At 68.3% G+C, this 14,631-nt stretch carries 18 protein-coding genes; 9 read left to right on the top strand and 9 right to left on the bottom strand.

Annotation, left to right across the window (positions count from 1 at the left end; all coding sequences use genetic code 11):
* Positions 1–31: 31 nt before the first annotated feature.
* Together D5S18_RS05405 and D5S18_RS05410 are read right to left on the bottom strand one after the other, a co-directional pair.
* Complete coding sequence (locus tag D5S18_RS05405; RefSeq protein WP_120038639.1) at positions 32–604, bottom strand: class I SAM-dependent methyltransferase; 573 nt, start codon at positions 602–604, stop codon at positions 32–34.
* Positions 601–1,062, bottom strand: a complete 462-nt coding sequence (locus D5S18_RS05410; protein ID WP_120038640.1) for a DoxX-related protein — start codon at positions 1,060–1,062, stop codon at positions 601–603. The genes D5S18_RS05405 and D5S18_RS05410 overlap by 4 nt, the downstream gene beginning before the upstream one ends.
* Positions 1,063–1,151: 89 nt before the next feature.
* Here D5S18_RS05410 and D5S18_RS05415 point away from each other — a divergent pair, with 89 nt between their 5' ends.
* A complete protein-coding gene (locus D5S18_RS05415; protein WP_120038641.1) occupies positions 1,152–1,706 on the top strand; it encodes a TetR/AcrR family transcriptional regulator in 555 nt (184 codons plus the stop codon).
* On the opposite strand, the gene D5S18_RS05420 is transcribed toward D5S18_RS05415, so the two are convergent.
* Positions 1,590–2,351 carry a TetR/AcrR family transcriptional regulator gene (locus D5S18_RS05420; RefSeq protein ID WP_120038837.1) on the bottom strand — a complete coding sequence of 254 codons (762 nt, stop codon included), beginning with the start codon at positions 2,349–2,351 and terminating at the stop codon, positions 1,590–1,592. The genes D5S18_RS05415 and D5S18_RS05420 overlap by 117 nt on opposite strands.
* Positions 2,352–2,425: 74 nt before the next feature.
* On the opposite strand from D5S18_RS05420, the gene D5S18_RS05425 reads away from it, so the two are divergent.
* Together D5S18_RS05425 and D5S18_RS05430 are read left to right on the top strand one after the other, a co-directional pair.
* On the top strand, positions 2,426–3,361 hold the full coding sequence (locus D5S18_RS05425; protein ID WP_120038838.1) for an alpha/beta hydrolase: 936 nt from the start codon (positions 2,426–2,428) through the stop codon (positions 3,359–3,361).
* Between the two features lie 256 nt (positions 3,362–3,617).
* The gene (locus D5S18_RS05430; protein ID WP_203236601.1) at positions 3,618–4,145 is read left to right on the top strand and encodes a restriction endonuclease; all 528 of its coding nucleotides are present in this window, start codon (positions 3,618–3,620) and stop codon (positions 4,143–4,145) included.
* 18 nt (positions 4,146–4,163) lie between these two features.
* On the opposite strand, the gene D5S18_RS05435 is transcribed toward D5S18_RS05430, so the two are convergent.
* From D5S18_RS05435 to D5S18_RS05445, 3 genes are read right to left on the bottom strand one after another with little or no spacing between them, the layout of a single operon-like run.
* Positions 4,164–5,072 carry a TIGR03619 family F420-dependent LLM class oxidoreductase gene (locus tag D5S18_RS05435; RefSeq protein ID WP_120038643.1) on the bottom strand — a complete coding sequence of 303 codons (909 nt, stop codon included), beginning with the start codon at positions 5,070–5,072 and terminating at the stop codon, positions 4,164–4,166.
* A 27-nt stretch (positions 5,073–5,099) separates the two neighbouring features.
* Positions 5,100–5,864: a 3-oxoacyl-ACP reductase FabG gene (gene fabG / locus D5S18_RS05440; RefSeq protein WP_120038645.1), complete on the bottom strand. Its 765-nt coding sequence runs from the start codon at positions 5,862–5,864 to the stop codon at positions 5,100–5,102.
* A 10-nt stretch (positions 5,865–5,874) separates the two neighbouring features.
* A complete protein-coding gene (locus D5S18_RS05445; RefSeq protein WP_239003557.1) occupies positions 5,875–6,477 on the bottom strand; it encodes an HAD family hydrolase in 603 nt (200 codons plus the stop codon).
* A gap of 90 nt (positions 6,478–6,567) precedes the next feature.
* Here D5S18_RS05445 and D5S18_RS05450 point away from each other — a divergent pair, with 90 nt between their 5' ends.
* Positions 6,568–7,341 carry a MerR family transcriptional regulator gene (locus D5S18_RS05450; protein ID WP_120038649.1) on the top strand — a complete coding sequence of 258 codons (774 nt, stop codon included), beginning with the start codon at positions 6,568–6,570 and terminating at the stop codon, positions 7,339–7,341.
* Here D5S18_RS05450 and D5S18_RS05455 read toward each other — a convergent pair.
* Complete coding sequence (locus D5S18_RS05455) at positions 7,267–8,208, bottom strand: GlxA family transcriptional regulator (protein ID WP_120038651.1); 942 nt, start codon at positions 8,206–8,208, stop codon at positions 7,267–7,269. The two genes, D5S18_RS05450 and D5S18_RS05455, sit on opposite strands and share 75 nt — an antisense overlap.
* Positions 8,209–8,313: 105 nt before the next feature.
* Here D5S18_RS05455 and D5S18_RS05460 point away from each other — a divergent pair, with 105 nt between their 5' ends.
* Entirely contained in the window at positions 8,314–9,234 is a 921-nt protein-coding gene (locus D5S18_RS05460) for an NAD-dependent epimerase/dehydratase family protein (protein WP_120038653.1), read from the top strand.
* A gap of 40 nt (positions 9,235–9,274) precedes the next feature.
* Here D5S18_RS05460 and D5S18_RS05465 read toward each other — a convergent pair whose 3' ends face one another.
* A complete protein-coding gene (locus D5S18_RS05465; protein WP_120038655.1) occupies positions 9,275–9,841 on the bottom strand; it encodes a PadR family transcriptional regulator in 567 nt (188 codons plus the stop codon).
* 50 nt (positions 9,842–9,891) lie between these two features.
* Between D5S18_RS05465 and D5S18_RS05470 the strand changes: the two genes are divergently transcribed.
* Positions 9,892–10,746, top strand: coding sequence for an FAD-dependent monooxygenase (locus tag D5S18_RS05470; protein WP_203236602.1), 855 nt, complete (start codon positions 9,892–9,894; stop codon positions 10,744–10,746).
* A 205-nt stretch (positions 10,747–10,951) separates the two neighbouring features.
* On the opposite strand, the gene D5S18_RS05475 is transcribed toward D5S18_RS05470, so the two are convergent.
* Positions 10,952–11,437: a MarR family winged helix-turn-helix transcriptional regulator gene (locus D5S18_RS05475; protein ID WP_120038659.1), complete on the bottom strand. Its 486-nt coding sequence runs from the start codon at positions 11,435–11,437 to the stop codon at positions 10,952–10,954.
* 109 nt (positions 11,438–11,546) lie between these two features.
* Between D5S18_RS05475 and D5S18_RS05480 the strand changes: the two genes are divergently transcribed.
* The 3 genes from D5S18_RS05480 to D5S18_RS05490 all read left to right on the top strand — a co-directional run bounded on the left by D5S18_RS05480 (position 11,547) and on the right by D5S18_RS05490 (position 14,489).
* Entirely contained in the window at positions 11,547–12,149 is a 603-nt protein-coding gene (locus tag D5S18_RS05480; RefSeq protein WP_147403853.1) for a VOC family protein, read from the top strand.
* Between the two features lie 180 nt (positions 12,150–12,329).
* Positions 12,330–13,523, top strand: coding sequence for an MFS transporter (locus D5S18_RS05485; protein WP_120038663.1), 1,194 nt, complete (start codon positions 12,330–12,332; stop codon positions 13,521–13,523).
* 135 nt (positions 13,524–13,658) lie between these two features.
* Positions 13,659–14,489 (top strand): aldo/keto reductase, encoded by an 831-nt coding sequence (locus tag D5S18_RS05490; RefSeq protein WP_120038665.1) that lies wholly within the window; start codon positions 13,659–13,661, stop codon positions 14,487–14,489.
* Positions 14,490–14,631: the final 142 nt, after the last annotated feature.

The raw sequence follows: 14,631 nt of genomic DNA on the forward strand, positions 1-14,631 counted from the left end.
GGTCGGCCGGTTGTCATGGCATCCGACTGGTTCAGACGTTGCGCCAGAGCAGTGTGTAACGCCACATCAGGCGACGCCGAATCGCCGCACCGGGCAGGTATTCCCGTGCGGCGGTTCGGATCTGGCCCAGTGTCTCGTCGGCATCGCGGACGACGACCTGCGGATCGTTCTTCCCGCCGCGCAGGAGGTCGATCACCCGGATCGCCGGAATCAGCGGTAGATAGTGGAAGTCCTGCCGGGGGCTCATCTTCCACAGGCCGACGACCGCCAGCACCCCGCCGGGCGCGACGAGCCGCCGCAGCGCGGCGAAACCCTCCGCGAGCGGAACATGATGCACCGTCGCCACCGCCGTCACATAGTCGAAAGTGCCGTCCAATTCCCGGAAATCACCCTGCCGGTACTCGACATTCGCTGCGGTGGGGGCGGTTTCGAGAATGGCGCCGTCGAGATCGACGCCGAGCACCGAGGCGCACGGTCCGGCCAGTTTGCGCGCGAGAAGTCCGTCCCCGCAACCGATATCGAGGGCGCTACCACCCGAGGGCGCCTGGCGCAGCAGCCACGGGTGGTATTGGGTGTTGTGGTTCCAGTACGGATCGCGGGTCACGCCACGAGGGTAGTTCGCCGAGTCCGCACCGCCACCCCAATCGTGGCGGCGAGGAATACCAACTGCATGAGGGTGCGTGGCACGAGCCGATCCTCGAACGCCGTCGACTGATGCGCCAGCGCGGCATGCACATTGGCGGGGAACATCGCCACCAGTAGAAATGTCAGGCCGAGCGCGGTCCACTGTGCGGTGCGCCGACTCCACAGCAGCCCGACCACGCCGAGCAACTCCAGAACTCCGGTGAGGGTGACCAGTGCCGCGGGCGCGGGGAGTGCGGGCGGGACCATGGCGATCATCTCCGCTCGCATGCCCACGAAATGCGCCACACCGGTCACGGTGAACATGGCGGCGAGCCCGCCGCGCACGGCCGTGGTCGGGTCCCGCAGCGCGCGGACACCGAACCGCCCCGCCGCCAGCAGACCCAGCGACACCGTGATCAGGATCAACAATGGTGCCATGACAACCCTCCTTTGAACTTTCCAATGAAAAGATTGCATGCCACCGCACCCAGTCTTGTCAATGACTAGATTGCGACTAGGGTTTCCGTATGACCACCGACCGCCCCTACCACCACGGAGACCTCCGCCAAGCCCTACTGGCGGCCGCCGTCGAAGCCATCGACGAGAACGGACCCGCCGGGGTCAGCCTGCGCGACCTCGCCCGCCGAGCAGGCGTCTCCCACGCCGCCCCGGTCCACCACTTCGGCAACAAGGCCGGACTGCTGACAGCACTCGCCGCCGAGGGATTCGAGTTGCTGGCCGCCGATCTCGCGGCCGTCCGCGCAGGCGGAATCGTCGAATTGGGCGTGACCTATGTACGTTTCGCGACCAAGCATCGCGCACACTTCGAGGTCATGTTCCGACCGGACCTCTACGACGCGGACAACCCGGACCTCGCACAGGCAGGCAGTCGCGCCTACTCGGCACTGGCGGAAGGAATCGGCGACGGCGATGCCGCCGACCCCTCGGCGATGCTGGCCGCATGGTCACTCGTGCACGGCTTCGCCACCCTGTGGAACACCGGCGTCATCCCCCCTGAACTGGTCTCCGACCCGGACTCGGGCGCCCGAACGATCGCGGAGGCCTTCGCCCGCATGCGGTGAAAGAATTTCGATCCGAGCGAGGTGGGCGGCGAGGATCTCTTCGAACGCGGCCCGACGGTCGTCCCCGAGGGGCCGGATCTCGCGGGCGAAGTGAGCCAGGGCGGGGAAACGGTCGGGGTCGGCGCCCAGAACCGCGACACGGAACTGCTCCATACCCTGCTCGTACTCGCCGGGGGGAAGAGTGCCGATACCGGCCTCGGAGGTGATCAGCGCGGCGAGCAGGATCACGATCCGGTGGTAGCGGGACGGAATCTCCGCATCGGGCAGGCCCGAGGACCGCAGAGCCTGCAGCACCTCCTCCATGAGCAATCGGGAACCGGTGCCACCGGAGCCGTAGCGTCCCCAGATCGCGGCGAGCTGGGGGTGTTCGCCGAAGGCCCCGCGCACCCGCAGCGCGGTGGTGATGATGCGCTGCTTCCAGTCGCCCTCGGGGTGATAGTCGTCCATCGCGGCCACCAGGATCCGATCGGCGACCTCGCGCAGCAACTCGGTCTTGTTGCGGAAATGCCGGTAAAGGCTGGAGGAATCGGTCCCCAGCGTCGCGGCGAGCTTGCGCAGGCTGAACGACTCGGCGTCGCTCGTACGCAGCAGTTCCGCCGCCGTATCCAGGATTTCCTCGGTCGACCAACGCCTTCGGCCTGCCATCGCACCCCTCTCGTCCGAACCCAGCATAGTCGATGCACTTGCTGTTGCACGCAGTGCGTGCAACAGTGTTGCCCATGAGCGAGACCACCATTGTGCAGCGTCCCCCCGAGCCGGACTTCTCGATGATTACGCCCGAGGAACTCATCACCTACCGCGAAGCGGAGAATCGCTGGCGCGCCTCCAGCGCGGCGTGGCCGATCATCGGGGAACCGGACCCCGCCGCCGCGATCGAGTGGCAAGAACTGGCGCTACCGGGCCGCGACCTTCCGGTCCGGGTCTATCGGCCCGCGTCGACGAGCCGAACCGACCTACCCCTCGTGATCCACGTGCACGGCGGCGGTTTCGTGGGCACCGCGGCGCAATGCGACTGGACCAACAGCCACCTCGCCGCCCACCTACCCGCAGTCGTCATCTCGGTCGAGCATCGCCTCGTCGCCCCGGACAGCACTCTCGCGCACGCCGCCGCCGACGGCTGGGACGTGCTCGCGCACGACTCGACCCGGTGGGGCATCGACCCGACGCGCACCGCCGTCTTCGGCGAAAGCTTCGGCGCGCTGATCAGCGCCATGACCGCGATCCGCGCCCGCGACACCGGCCTGCGGCTCGCCGCGCAGGTGCTGGTCAATCCCGTAGTCGAGGTGACCGACACAATGTTCGACTATCCCTCCATCGCCGAATACGCGCACAGCCCGAGCCCCGCCCTACCGCTACTGCGACTTCTAAAGCAACTCGCCGTCCCGCCACGAACAGACGCCCGCGCACTCTCACCGTTCTATGCCGACGACCTGACCGACCTCGCCCCGACACTGCTCCTGGTGCCGACCCAAGACGCACTCGCCGATCACGGCCGCCGCTACGCCGAACGACTGCGCGCGGCCGGAACATCCGTGCGGCTCACCGAATACCAGGGAGCGCGGCACGCCTTCCTCACCCTGCCGGGTGTGGAACCGCAGGCGAACTCCGCCAGGGCGGAAATCCTCGAATTCCTCCGCGCGGCCCTGGCGGCGTGACGGCGAGCCGCAAGGCATTTGGAACGTCATCGGACCGAACGCGTGCAGCAGCCCGGAGATGGTGACACCATCGGTCGCGCGGGAGATGCTGCCGACGACCGTCGAACCTGTTGCGCCACCGCACTGTTTCCCGTTTCAACCGAATCATTGAAAGGGGCGTACCGACATGGGAAGACGACGCAGGCGCGGGAACGGGTCGGAGGCCCTGGCGATGATCGGCGTGGCGGCGGTCCTAGCGGTTTTGGTGGTGCCGCGAATGACCCACGCCGCTGAGCAGCAGGCCTCGACGTTGATCACCATCGGAGTGTGCCTGCTGTCGGCTGCGGCCGCTGCCGGGGCGCTGGCGGTGTGGCATCGGCGGCGGGCGCGGGCTCGCGCCGATGCGCTGGTCCTGGTGGCTCTGCGGCAGAATGCGTTGAGCCCCACCGAGTTCGAGCACGCGCTCGCAGCCCTGTGCCGTCGCGACGGATGCACCGAGGTCCGGGTGGTCGGCGGCGCGGGCGATCTGGGCGCCGACGTGATCGCGCGAGCACCGGACGGTCGCCGGATCGTGTTGCAGGCCAAACGATACCGCCACGCCCGCAGCGTCGGCAGTCAGGACGTGCAGCGGTTCGGCGGCACCGCGCGCACCGTTCACGCCGCCGACGTGGCCGCAGTGGTGACCACCGCGCGTGCGTTCACCGCGCCTGCGCAGGCGTACGCCGCCAAGGCCGGGATCCTGCTCATGGCCGCGAAACCACTCGCCGCATGGGAGTCCCGAACCGGCCCGGCGCCATGGGAGTGAGACCGGCCTGAACCGAGATCAAACTCGTTTGTTCACAGCCTCTTTCAGTTGGCCGGAGAGGTCGATCAACTGGTCGAGGTCAGTGGCGGTTTGTTGGAGATCGAAGACGACCTCGGTGGCGCCTGCCGGGGCGATGGCGGCGATGTAGTCGGCGATCTGGTCGACCGAGCCTCGGCGCGGGACCTGATCTTCGGGGGCGCGTTCGACGGACGGGTTGACCCGCACCACGAGGCGCAATGCCGCGGGGTCGCGGTGATGGCGCTCGGCGGCGGCACCGACCGTGGCCCACATCGCGGCGAGAGCGCCGGGCGGAACGGGACCCGCCAACCACCCATCGCCGCGACGTCCGACGCGTTCGAGAACGGCAGGGGCGAAACCGCCGAAAAGGATTGGGGGACGCGGCGTCTGGAGGGGTTTGACTTCGATGCGACCCTCCGGGACCGTCCAGAGCGGACCCTGGTGGGCGGTGAGATCATGGGTCCAAGCCGCCTCGAAGATATCGACAGTCTCTTCCAGGCGTGCGCCACGCCCGGCCCACGGGACGCCGACCGCCTCGTATTCGTCGGGCGACCAACCCAATCCGAGTCCCACGTCCAAGCGGCCACCGCTCACGTGGTCCAGGGAGGTCAGGGTGCGGGCCAACAGCAGCGGCGGCTGCCAAAGGGCGTTGAGGGTGTTGGTGCCGAGGCGCGCGTGCTCGGTGACGCCCGCCGCGACGGTGAGCACGGTCAGCGGATCGAGGAAGCGACGGAAGCCGGGCGGGACTGCGCCACCGGGATATTGGGCGCTCGGATGGGTGGGCACCAGGATCCGGTCGCCGACCCACAGGCTATCGAAGCCTTCGGCTTCGGCCCGGGTCGCCACCGCGACAATGGCTTTCGGGTCGGCGAAGATCCCGTACTGGGGTAGGGCGAGTCCGAGACGCATGTTCGGCATGCTATCCGCAGTGCGTGTTCAGCGCCCGCCGCCGTTGACATACAGCGTTTGCCCGCTCACGTAGGAGGCGTCCTCGCTGACCAGGAACGCGACGACGGCGGCGATCTCCTCCGGCCGACCGACCCGCCGCAGCGGTGTCTGCTCGGCGATCTGCCGCCGATGCTCCTCCGGGGTCATTGCGACCCGCTCCGCCGTGGCCGCCGTCATGGCGGTGGCGATGAAGCCGGGGGCGACGGCATTGACGTTGATGTTGTACGGGCCGAGCTCGATGGCCAAGGTCGCGGTGAAACCCTGGACACCCGCCTTGGCGGCGGCGTAGTTGGCCTGTCCGCGATTGCCGAGCGCCGAACGGCTCGACAGCGACACGATCTTGCCATACCGCTGGGCCGACATGTATTTCTGCGCGGCCTGACTGCAGTGGAACACTCCGGTCAGGTTGACCGAAAGCACCGCTTCCCAATCCTGTTCCGACATGCGGAAAAACATGTCGTCGCGGGTGATTCCGGCATTGTTGACCAGAATGTGCGGACCACCCGACGCCGCGGCCACCGCGGCGAAAACCGCGTCCACCGAGGCCCGGTCGGTCACATCGCACAGGTAGGCGCGGGCCGCGCCGCCCGCCTCGGCGATATCGGCCACCGTCTCCTCGGGCGCGCGCCGATCCAGCGCCGCCACGGTCGCACCCTCCATGGCCAGTCGTTTGGCGGTGGCCGCGCCGATACCTTGCGCCGCACCGGTGACGACGGCGACTTTGCCGCTGAAACGTTCCGCGAGTAGATCCACGCTTAGCAGGCTAACTGACGAATCCGGCGAACCAGGCGGGAAACTCGCTCAGGTCGTCGAACACCACATCCGCGCCCGCCGCGCGCAACTCGGCCTCCGAACAGGGGCCGGTCCGCACCCCGACCGCCGTCACGCCCGCGGCCCGCGCACCCGCCATATCGCCCACATGGTCTCCGACGTAGACGCGCGCGTCCTGTTCCCGCAGCACCCCCGCCTTCTGCGTCGCCCACACGCTGCCCGCCAAATGGTCTACCCGCCAACCCAATTCGTCCAAATGCAGTTGGGCCAGCGGCGCGAACTTGCCCGTCACCACCAAAATCCGCCCACCCCTTCGCCGGACCGCCGCCAATGCCGCGTCGGCCCCCGGCAGCGCGGGCACCTCCGGAATCACCGTCGGGTACGCCGCCCGATATCGCGCCACCATCTGCGCGATCCGCTCCTGCGGGACCCCGGCGTCGGCCAGCAATGTATCCAGCGGCGGCCCGATATGCCGCGCCACATCCACCCCGCGGACCTCGACCCCCAACTCCGCCGCCGCCACATCCACGGCCTTCGCCACACCGGGCCGCGAATCAATCAGCGTCATATCCAGATCGAATCCAACAGTCACCACACCCCGACCCTATGCGGTCGGGCGGCGGCGCTCGCGGCGAGACCAGCTTCGAAACTCAGTCGCTATGACCCCCGGTAAACTCTCGAGCCGATGAGAAACCTGCGCCCCTCCGATCTGGCCCGCGAGCACGGTCTCTCGGCTCAAGCGATCCGCAACTACGAGCGCGACGGTTGCCTACCTGCCGCCGACCGATCCGATACCGGCTATCGGCGCTACACCGAGGTCCACGCCGCCGCCCTGCGCGCGTTCCTCGCCCTCGTCCCGGCCCACGGTCACGCCACCGCGTCCCGAATCATGAACGCGGTCAACGACAATGACCTCGAGACCGCCCTGGATCTCATCGATCGCGGCCACACTCAACTCCTGCGCGACCGGGAAACCCTCGCCGGTGTCCGCCGCGCCGTCGACCACTTGACGACCGAACCCGCCACCCCGCAGCCACCGACCGCGCCCTACACGATCGGCGAACTCGCCCACCGCCTGAACCTCACCACGGCGACACTGCGATCCTGGGAGGATGCCGCGATCCTCGCCCCGATCCGCGATCCGGCCACCGGATACCGCGTATACCGCGCCGACGATATCCGCGACGCCGAACTGACCCATCTGCTGCGCCGCGGCGGCTACCCGCTCGAACGCATCGCCGCCGTCCTCGACCAGATCCGAAAAGCCGGTGGCACAGCGGCTTTGGCGGCGACGTTCGCGGATTGGCAGCAGCGGCTCACCGCCAGGGGAGTGGCGATGCTCAATGCCGCCGCACTGCTGGGGCGATACCTGAGCGTGCGGAGTTCATCGACGGGTGAAACTGGTGCGATACGCACTGGGCGTGAGGCCGTGGCGTCGGATCAGGTGCTGGCGCAGTGATTCCGCAGTGCCCAGCCCGGACTGCCTGGCCACTTCGGTCATCGGCAGGTCGGTGACCTCCAAAAGTTCACGGGCACGGTCGATCCGCTGGTGCAGCAGCCACTGCAGCGGGCTGGATCCGGATTCCTTCCGGAAGCGGCGGGTCAGCGTGCGGGTGCTGACGTGGGCGTGGGCGGCCAGCTCGCGCAGCGTCAGTGGTTCATCGAGTCGTCGCAGCGCCCAAGCGCGGGTCTCGGCCAGCGACGTTCCAGTTTCCTCCGGGAGCGGGGATTCGATGAACTGCGCCTGACCGCCGGGACGGATCGGTGCGACGACGGCCAGCCGTGCCACCGTATTGGCCACCGCCGCACCGTGATCGCCGCGCACGATGTGCACGCACAGGTCCAGACCTGCGGCCAGTCCGGCCGAGGTGAGGATCTGTCCATCGTCGACGAACAGCACATCCGGTCGCAGATCCACGAGTGGGAAACGTTCGCGCATCTCGGCCGAGTACAGCCAGTACGTCGTGGCGGGACGACCATCCAACAGTCCGGCTCGGGCCAGCACGAACGCGCCGGTGCAGATGGAGGCGATGCGCGTACCCGCGTCGGCGGCGGCGCGCAGAGCGGTGAGGACGCGTTCGTCGGTGTCGGCGCGTGCTCCGGTTCCGGTGACGATAACGGTGTCGGCTGCGGCGATCTCGTCCAAACCGTGGTCGATCACCACGGCACGCCCGGCGTATCCGGCGACCACACCCGGGTCCGGGGTGCACACCACCACGTCGTAGACCGGCGCGCCATTGACCTGGACCGCGGGAAACACCAACTCCGGAATGGACAGGTCGAAGGTGGTCACCGGCGGCACGGCGAGAACGACAATACGATGCATGGCTCGATCCTTGGGATATGTGGCATTCCGGCCACTACCCTAGTCGAGCGCGCTGGAGCACTGTGATGAGCGAGCCGCCGCGGGGCGGCATCCAGGAGGAATGAAATGTCGCTGCATGTCGTCGCCGGCGCCGGAAGCACTGGAAGCCGTACAGCTTTGGTCCTGGCCGAGGCCGGTGAGCAGGTGCGCCTGATCAGTCGACGCGGACTGGGTCCCGAGCACCCGCTGATCGAACGAGTCGTCGGCGACGCCACCGACACCGCCGGACTCACCGCGCACACCGAGGGCGCCCAGACCTTGATCAACACCACCTGGCCGCCCTACCACCGTTGGCCGACGGACTTCCCGCCCCTCGCCGCGAGCGTGCTCACCGCGGCCGAACGCACCGGCGCGAACTACGTCTCGCTGAGCAACACCTATGGCTACGGTCTCGTGGACGGGCCGATGACCGAAGACCTGCCCATGGCCCCGGTCGCGGTAAAAGGCGCGGTGCGGGCGCGCATGTGGCTCGATGCCCTGGCCGCGCACGAGGCGGGCCGAGTGCGCGTGACCGAGGTTCGAGCGGCGGGCTACCTGGGTCGCGACGCCGGATCGCTGTTCAACTTCCTCGTGGTGCCGAAGGTGATCGCCGGAGAACCGGCCGGCTACCCCGGTGATCATGATCTGCTCAAAAGCTGGTCGTATATCGACGACGTCGCACTCACCTTGGCGACGGTCGCCCGCGACGAGCGGTCCTGGGGTCGTGCCTGGCATGCGCCGTCGACGGTCATGTCCGTGCGGGAACTCGTAGCGAGATTGGCCGAGGTCACGAGTGCGGCCGCCCCGCAACTCGTTCCGATGCCCAGGCAGGATTTGGCATGGGCGGGTGCGACCGACCCGATCATCGGCGAGATGATCGAAATGCTCTACTCGATGGAGAATCCGGACGTGCTCGACTCGACACTGACCGAACGAACCTTCGGACTCTCAGCCACCCCCATCGACACCGTGCTCGCCGATACCGCCCGATTCGGCACCGTCGTCTGATGCTGTCGGCCTGTCGTCTGACGCGGCAGCCGCAGGACAGTCATTCGGTAGGCCAGGTGAGCCGGCCGGTGCCGAGGTCGTCGATCACGCCGTGGAGCCAGCGCTCCTCGGCCGCGATGACGACGTGCCGGTATTCGATCTCCAGCAGGGAGACCCTGGGCAGGTCGTTGTGGGTGGCGAGGAGGTCGTCCATGGCGGCGCGGGCCTCGGCGAGAGTGGAGGCCCGCCGCCGCAGGGCGTTCAGGGCCGCGGCGGGGGCGATCATCAGCAGGTGGGACAGCGCCGCGGGGAATGGCGGGAATTCCTGTTTCGGCTCGGCGAGCATGTCATCGAGCCATATGCGGGCGGTCGACCGCCCGGCGTCGGTGAGTTCGTAGACGGTGCGCTCGGGGTAGGCCTGGTCGCGTCCGGTCTCACGGACGGCGATGAGCCCGTCGGCGTGCAGGCGTTCGATGGTCCGGTAGAGGGCGGCCCGCTGGCTGACGTTGACGACTTGGTCCTTGCCCCACTGTTTGATCAGGCGCTGGACGCCGTAGGGATGCAGCGGCTTGCTGTGCAGCATCGCCAGCACGGTCAGGGCCAGTGGGGTGCTGCGCATAGTGGGCATGCCGGCATTCTAACCACAAAAGAACTAGTTGACTTGTAACTAGTTTGAATGTGAATCTGTTCCGAGCGCTGGCCGACCACGCGGTGGCCTGCGGTGTCCCCATCGAGTACGGCAAGCGGCTGGTGGAGGTGCGCCAGGGCGCCAACGACATCACGGCCGTGTTCTCCGACGGATCGAGCGCCACGGCCGACGTGCTGATCGGCGCGGATGGCATCCGCTCCACCGTGCGCGGCCTCATCGACCCCGACGCGCCCGGCCCCGACTACGGCGGCGTGCTCAGCTTCGGCGGATTCGCCTCCGGCGCGGGTGTGAATGTCGAGCCCGGCTCGATGTATTTCGCGTTCGGTCGCACGTTCATGGGGTACTGGCGGCACGTCGACGGCCGTGTCTGCTGGTTCGCCGCGATCCCGCGCACCGAACCGCTCACCGCCGCCGAGGTCGCGCAGGTCCCGGCCACCGACTGGTTGGAGCGGCTACGGGAGCTGTATGCCGGGCATGCGCCCGGTGCGACGCTCCTGGCGCAGTCCGACCCCGCGGACCTGATGATGGTGGGTCCGATGGAGCGGATGCCTTCGGTGCCGCGTTGGCACCGGGGCCGGATGGTGCTGGTCGGCGACGCCGCGCACGCGCCGTCCTCCAGCTCCGGTCAGGGCGCATCGATCGCGATCGAAAGTGCCGTGGAATTGGCCCGGTGCCTTCGCGACCTGCCTTCCCCTGAGGAGGCGTTCGCCGCGTACGAAAGGCTTCGGCGCGGCCGGGTCGAGTCGATCGGCGGTAACGCCGCCGCCACGAACAAGGCGAAGGCCGGCCAGGCCGACGCCAAGCCCGCCCTGCCCGATCCGGAGCAGATGTTCGGTCCGGTGCACCGCCACCGCATCGCCTGGGACGAGTCCGTCACCGCCTGAGCCGAATCCCTGGTCCGCGGTGTCGGACAACGTCCGCCCGCGGCGCAGCACCGGCCGGGTGCCGCGGCGAATCCGGCCCACGTCACGATCCTTCCAACTGTGAAGTGACCGTCGCATGCTCCGCGAACCGTTCTCCGCGACTTGCCTCGACACCCCGAGAAGGGCACGCGATCTCCGCCGGGTAGGTCCAGGGGTGTCGTCGTGCTCAGCGCGTGGCAGCGGGCTCCGGGAGCCGTCGCGACATGTTCATCTCCTCGACGGTGGCGACCAACGGGGCCAACTCCGGGTTTTTGGCGGCCTCGTCCAGCGCCTCCCGGAGGGCGGCCTCGTTGGTCGGCCTGGCCGCTTGCAGCAGCGCCAGGCCGGGCGCGGTCACGTCGGTGTAGATACCGCGGCGGTCGGTCGCGCAGAGGTAGCGCGAGAGCAGGCCGCGGTCCTCCAGCCGGGTGACGAGGCGGGTGGTGGCGCTCTGACTGAGCACCATCGCGTCGGAGACCTGCTTCATCTGCAGGTGCCCGCCCGCACCGTCGTGTTGGCGGCTGAGCACGTCGAGCAGCGAGTACTCGCGCACGCTCAGGTCGTGCTCGGCCTGGAGGGTGCGCTCGATCTGCGCCTCGATCCGGCCGGCCAGGAGGTAGAGGGCGGCCCAGCCGTTGGCGAGGGCGGTCAGCGCGGGGTCCGTGGCGGTCATGGGGTGGGGCTCCCTTTCAGATATATCCTGCCCAGGATAAGCCTTTGCACGTAATATCGGCCAGCACGTGTATCCCGCCCATGCAAGTATCATCCTCCGCAGCGCCCGGATGCGCGATCCACCGTCGTCCGGAGAATCGGTTTCACCAGGCTCCTCAGGAATCCGCCCCGCGCGCGTCCGCGCAGCGACCGCCGCGAGGCTCGGAACGAAGGGAATCGTCATGACCGTTTCCGGAACATCGATGAATCTCACCCTGGCGGCCCACGTCGGGATCTCGGTGTCGAACCTGGACGTCTCGATCGCGTTCTACCAGGCCCTCACCGGGCGCGCGCCCGTCGCTTCGGGAACCATGCACAGCGTGCCTTTCGGCGGGTCACAGGGCTTGTCCGCCGCCGAGTTGCGCTACGCCACGATCAACCTCGACAACAGCCTCGGCATCGACCTCATCGAGTTTCGCAACCCGCCGGGCGAGCCGACCAGGGGCGCCGCCAACCGCCCCGGCTCGATGCATCTGTGCCTGCGGGTGGATGACTTCGACGCGGTGTACCGGCGGATGAAGGAGGCGGGCTACAGCTTCCTCGGCGAGGACTACACGTTCATCGCCGGCGAGGTGACGCCGGAGGCGGCGCTCGGCACCAAAGTCGCCTACTTCAACGATCCGGACGGCACCAACTTGGAGATCATCCAGCCCAAGGGCGGCTTCGCCGCCTGAGGCGCCCGGTCTGTGCGGGTGGGAACCGCCGCGATCCGGGGTCCCACCCACATTCACATATTCGCCGCCATAGCCCATTATCATTCATAAGCAAATGCCAGCACTTGCGCTTAGCCAGCGCATGCAACTATTGTGGGAGCATGTAAAGCGCAACAGCAATCGTACGAAGGGCGGCACACCATGCCTCTCGCGCTCCTAGCCCTGGCCATCGGGGCCTTCGGGATCGGCACGACCGAGTTCGTGGTCATGGGTCTGCTGCCCGAGATCGCCGGCGACTACGGGGTGTCCATCCCGTCCGCCGGACTCCTGGTCACCGGTTACGCGATCGGCGTCGTCCTCGGCGCCCCGCTGATGACGGTGCTCGGCACCCGGATCGGCCGCAAGACGATGCTCATCATCCTCATGGGCCTGTTCGTGGCAGGAAACCTGCTCTCCGCCGCGGCACCGAGCATGGGCGTGATGCTCACCGGGCGTATCGTGGCCTCGCTCGCCCACGGCGCGTTCTTCGGTATCGGTTCGGTGGTCGCCGCCGACCTCGTGGCCCCCGACAAGAAGGCAAGCGCTATCGCCACCATGTTCACCGGCCTCACCGTCGCCAACATCGTCGGCGTGCCGCTGGGCACCTTCATCGGCCAGGCGGTCGGCTGGCGCGTCACCTTCGCCGTCGTCGCCGCGTTCGGCGTGGTCGGCCTGCTCGGCATCGCCGCACTCGTCCCCGCCCTGCCCCGCTCCGAAGGCGCCGACCTGCGCGGCGAACTCACAGCGTTCCGCAACCCGCAGGTCCTGCTCGCGATGGCGATGACCGTGCTCGGCTTCGGCGGTGTCTTCGCGGCGATCACCTACATCGCCCCGATGATGACCAACGTCGCCGGATACTCCGACGGCGCCGTCACCTGGCTGCTGGTCCTGTTCGGCCTCGGGATGTTCCTCGGCAACCTGCTCGGCGGCAGGTTCGCCGACCGCAAGCTGATGCCGATGCTCTATGCCTCTCTCGGCGGACTCGCCGTAGTGCTGGTCCTGTTCACACTCACCGCACACAGCAAGATCCTCGCCGCAGTCTCCATCCTGCTCGTCGGGGCGCTTGGCTTCGCCACCGTCCCGCCGCTGCAGAAGCGGGTCCTCGACCAGGCGCACGGCGCGCCCACCCTGGCCTCCGCCGTCAACATCGGCGCGTTCAACCTCGGTAACGCCCTCGCCGCTTGGCTCGGCGGCCAGGTCATCGCCGCAGGCCTCGGCTACACCGCCCCGAACTGGGTCGGTGCGCTGCTCGCCGGAACCGCGCTCCTGCTGGCCGTCTGGTCCGCTGCCCTGGAGCGCCGCACCCCCGCGTGGGAGAGCACCCCCACCGCCGCTCCCGTCCCCATCCATCACTGACCGCTCCCCGTTCCTTCCGGGACAAGCGCCGCCATTACCTGCTGACCACCGCGGCGCGTTCCGCGGCCACGCCGGGGTCCCGCAAGGCAGATCGTCCGCTACACCCGCACCGACCGCCCTCTGAAAGCGAGCATCATGAACAACCCCGGCATCCCCACCGTGAAGTTGAACAACGGCGTCGAGATCCCCCAGCTCGGCTTCGGCGTCTTCCAGGTCCCCGACGACGAGACCACCGCCGCCGTCACCGCAGCCCTGGAGGCCGGCTACCGCAGCATCGACACCGCCGCCATCTATGGCAACGAGGCCGGCGTCGGCCGCGCCCTGGCCGCCTCCGGCCTGCCGCGCGAGGAGCTGTTCATCACGACCAAGCTGTGGAACGCCGACCAGGGCTACGACGCCGCGTTGCGCGCCTTCGACACCGGCCTCGCCAAGCTCGGCCTCGAGTACCTCGACCTCTACCTGATCCACTGGCCCACCCCGGCCCGCGACCTCTACCCGGACTCCTGGCGCGCCATCGAGCGCCTCGCGGACGAGGGCCGGATCAGGGCCGCAGGCGTTTCCAACTTCCAGCCCGCCCACCTCCAGCGCCTGCTGGACAACAGCTCGCTGGTGCCCGCCGTCAACCAGGTCGAGCTACACCCCGGCCTCCAGCAGGCCGAGCTGCGCGCCTTCCACGCAGAGCGCGGCATCGCCACCGAGGCGTGGAGTCCGCTCGCCAAGGGCGCCGTCCTGGATGACCCGGCGATCACCTCGATTGCCGCCCGTACCGGCAAGTTCCCCGCCCAGGTGGTCCTGCGCTGGCACCTACAGCTCGGCAACATCGTCATCCCGAAGTCCGTGACCCCGGCGCGCATCCGCCAGAACCTGGACGTCTTCGACTTCCAGCTGACCGACCAGGACATGGCCGCCATCGCCGCCACCGACCGCGGCCTGCGCACCGGCCCGCACCCGGACCAGTTCAACTGACCCACCGGGCACTCGCGCAAGCGCGCTGCGGGCCGTCCCTTCCCGGCAGGGCGCCGAAGCATCCGGCTATCGCCACCCGCCAAATCTCCAATGTTCATATCATCTGGATTCTGTGTGTATTCTAATGTTGTGAGTCCAGAAA

The sequence above is a fragment of the Nocardia panacis genome, from assembly GCF_003598715.1.
Classification (GTDB): Bacteria; Actinomycetota; Actinomycetes; order Mycobacteriales; family Mycobacteriaceae; genus Nocardia; species Nocardia panacis.

What these genes read in the sequence shown, in the direction of transcription:
- D5S18_RS05475 (WP_120038659.1), bottom strand. Translation starts at nt 11,437, where the DNA reads ATGACCGCCACGGACCCCGCGCTGACCGCCCTCGCCAACGGCTGGGCC.
- D5S18_RS05410 (WP_120038640.1), bottom strand. Translation starts at nt 1,062, where the DNA reads ATGGCACCATTGTTGATCCTGATCACGGTGTCGCTGGGTCTGCTGGCG.
- D5S18_RS05455 (WP_120038651.1), bottom strand. Translation starts at nt 8,208, where the DNA reads ATGCATCGTATTGTCGTTCTCGCCGTGCCGCCGGTGACCACCTTCGAC.
- D5S18_RS05425 (WP_120038838.1), top strand. Translation starts at nt 2,426, where the DNA reads ATGAGCGAGACCACCATTGTGCAGCGTCCCCCCGAGCCGGACTTCTCG.
- D5S18_RS05450 (WP_120038649.1), top strand. Translation starts at nt 6,568, where the DNA reads ATGAGAAACCTGCGCCCCTCCGATCTGGCCCGCGAGCACGGTCTCTCG.
- D5S18_RS05485 (WP_120038663.1), top strand. Translation starts at nt 12,330, where the DNA reads ATGCCTCTCGCGCTCCTAGCCCTGGCCATCGGGGCCTTCGGGATCGGC.
- D5S18_RS05460 (WP_120038653.1), top strand. Translation starts at nt 8,314, where the DNA reads ATGTCGCTGCATGTCGTCGCCGGCGCCGGAAGCACTGGAAGCCGTACA.
- D5S18_RS05480 (WP_147403853.1), top strand. Translation starts at nt 11,547, where the DNA reads ATGCGCGATCCACCGTCGTCCGGAGAATCGGTTTCACCAGGCTCCTCA.
- D5S18_RS05435 (WP_120038643.1), bottom strand. Translation starts at nt 5,072, where the DNA reads ATGCGTCTCGGACTCGCCCTACCCCAGTACGGGATCTTCGCCGACCCG.
- D5S18_RS05415 (WP_120038641.1), top strand. Translation starts at nt 1,152, where the DNA reads ATGACCACCGACCGCCCCTACCACCACGGAGACCTCCGCCAAGCCCTA.
- D5S18_RS05490 (WP_120038665.1), top strand. Translation starts at nt 13,659, where the DNA reads ATGAACAACCCCGGCATCCCCACCGTGAAGTTGAACAACGGCGTCGAG.
- D5S18_RS05420 (WP_120038837.1), bottom strand. Translation starts at nt 2,351, where the DNA reads ATGGCAGGCCGAAGGCGTTGGTCGACCGAGGAAATCCTGGATACGGCG.
- D5S18_RS05465 (WP_120038655.1), bottom strand. Translation starts at nt 9,841, where the DNA reads ATGCCCACTATGCGCAGCACCCCACTGGCCCTGACCGTGCTGGCGATG.
- D5S18_RS05430 (WP_203236601.1), top strand. Translation starts at nt 3,618, where the DNA reads ATGACCCACGCCGCTGAGCAGCAGGCCTCGACGTTGATCACCATCGGA.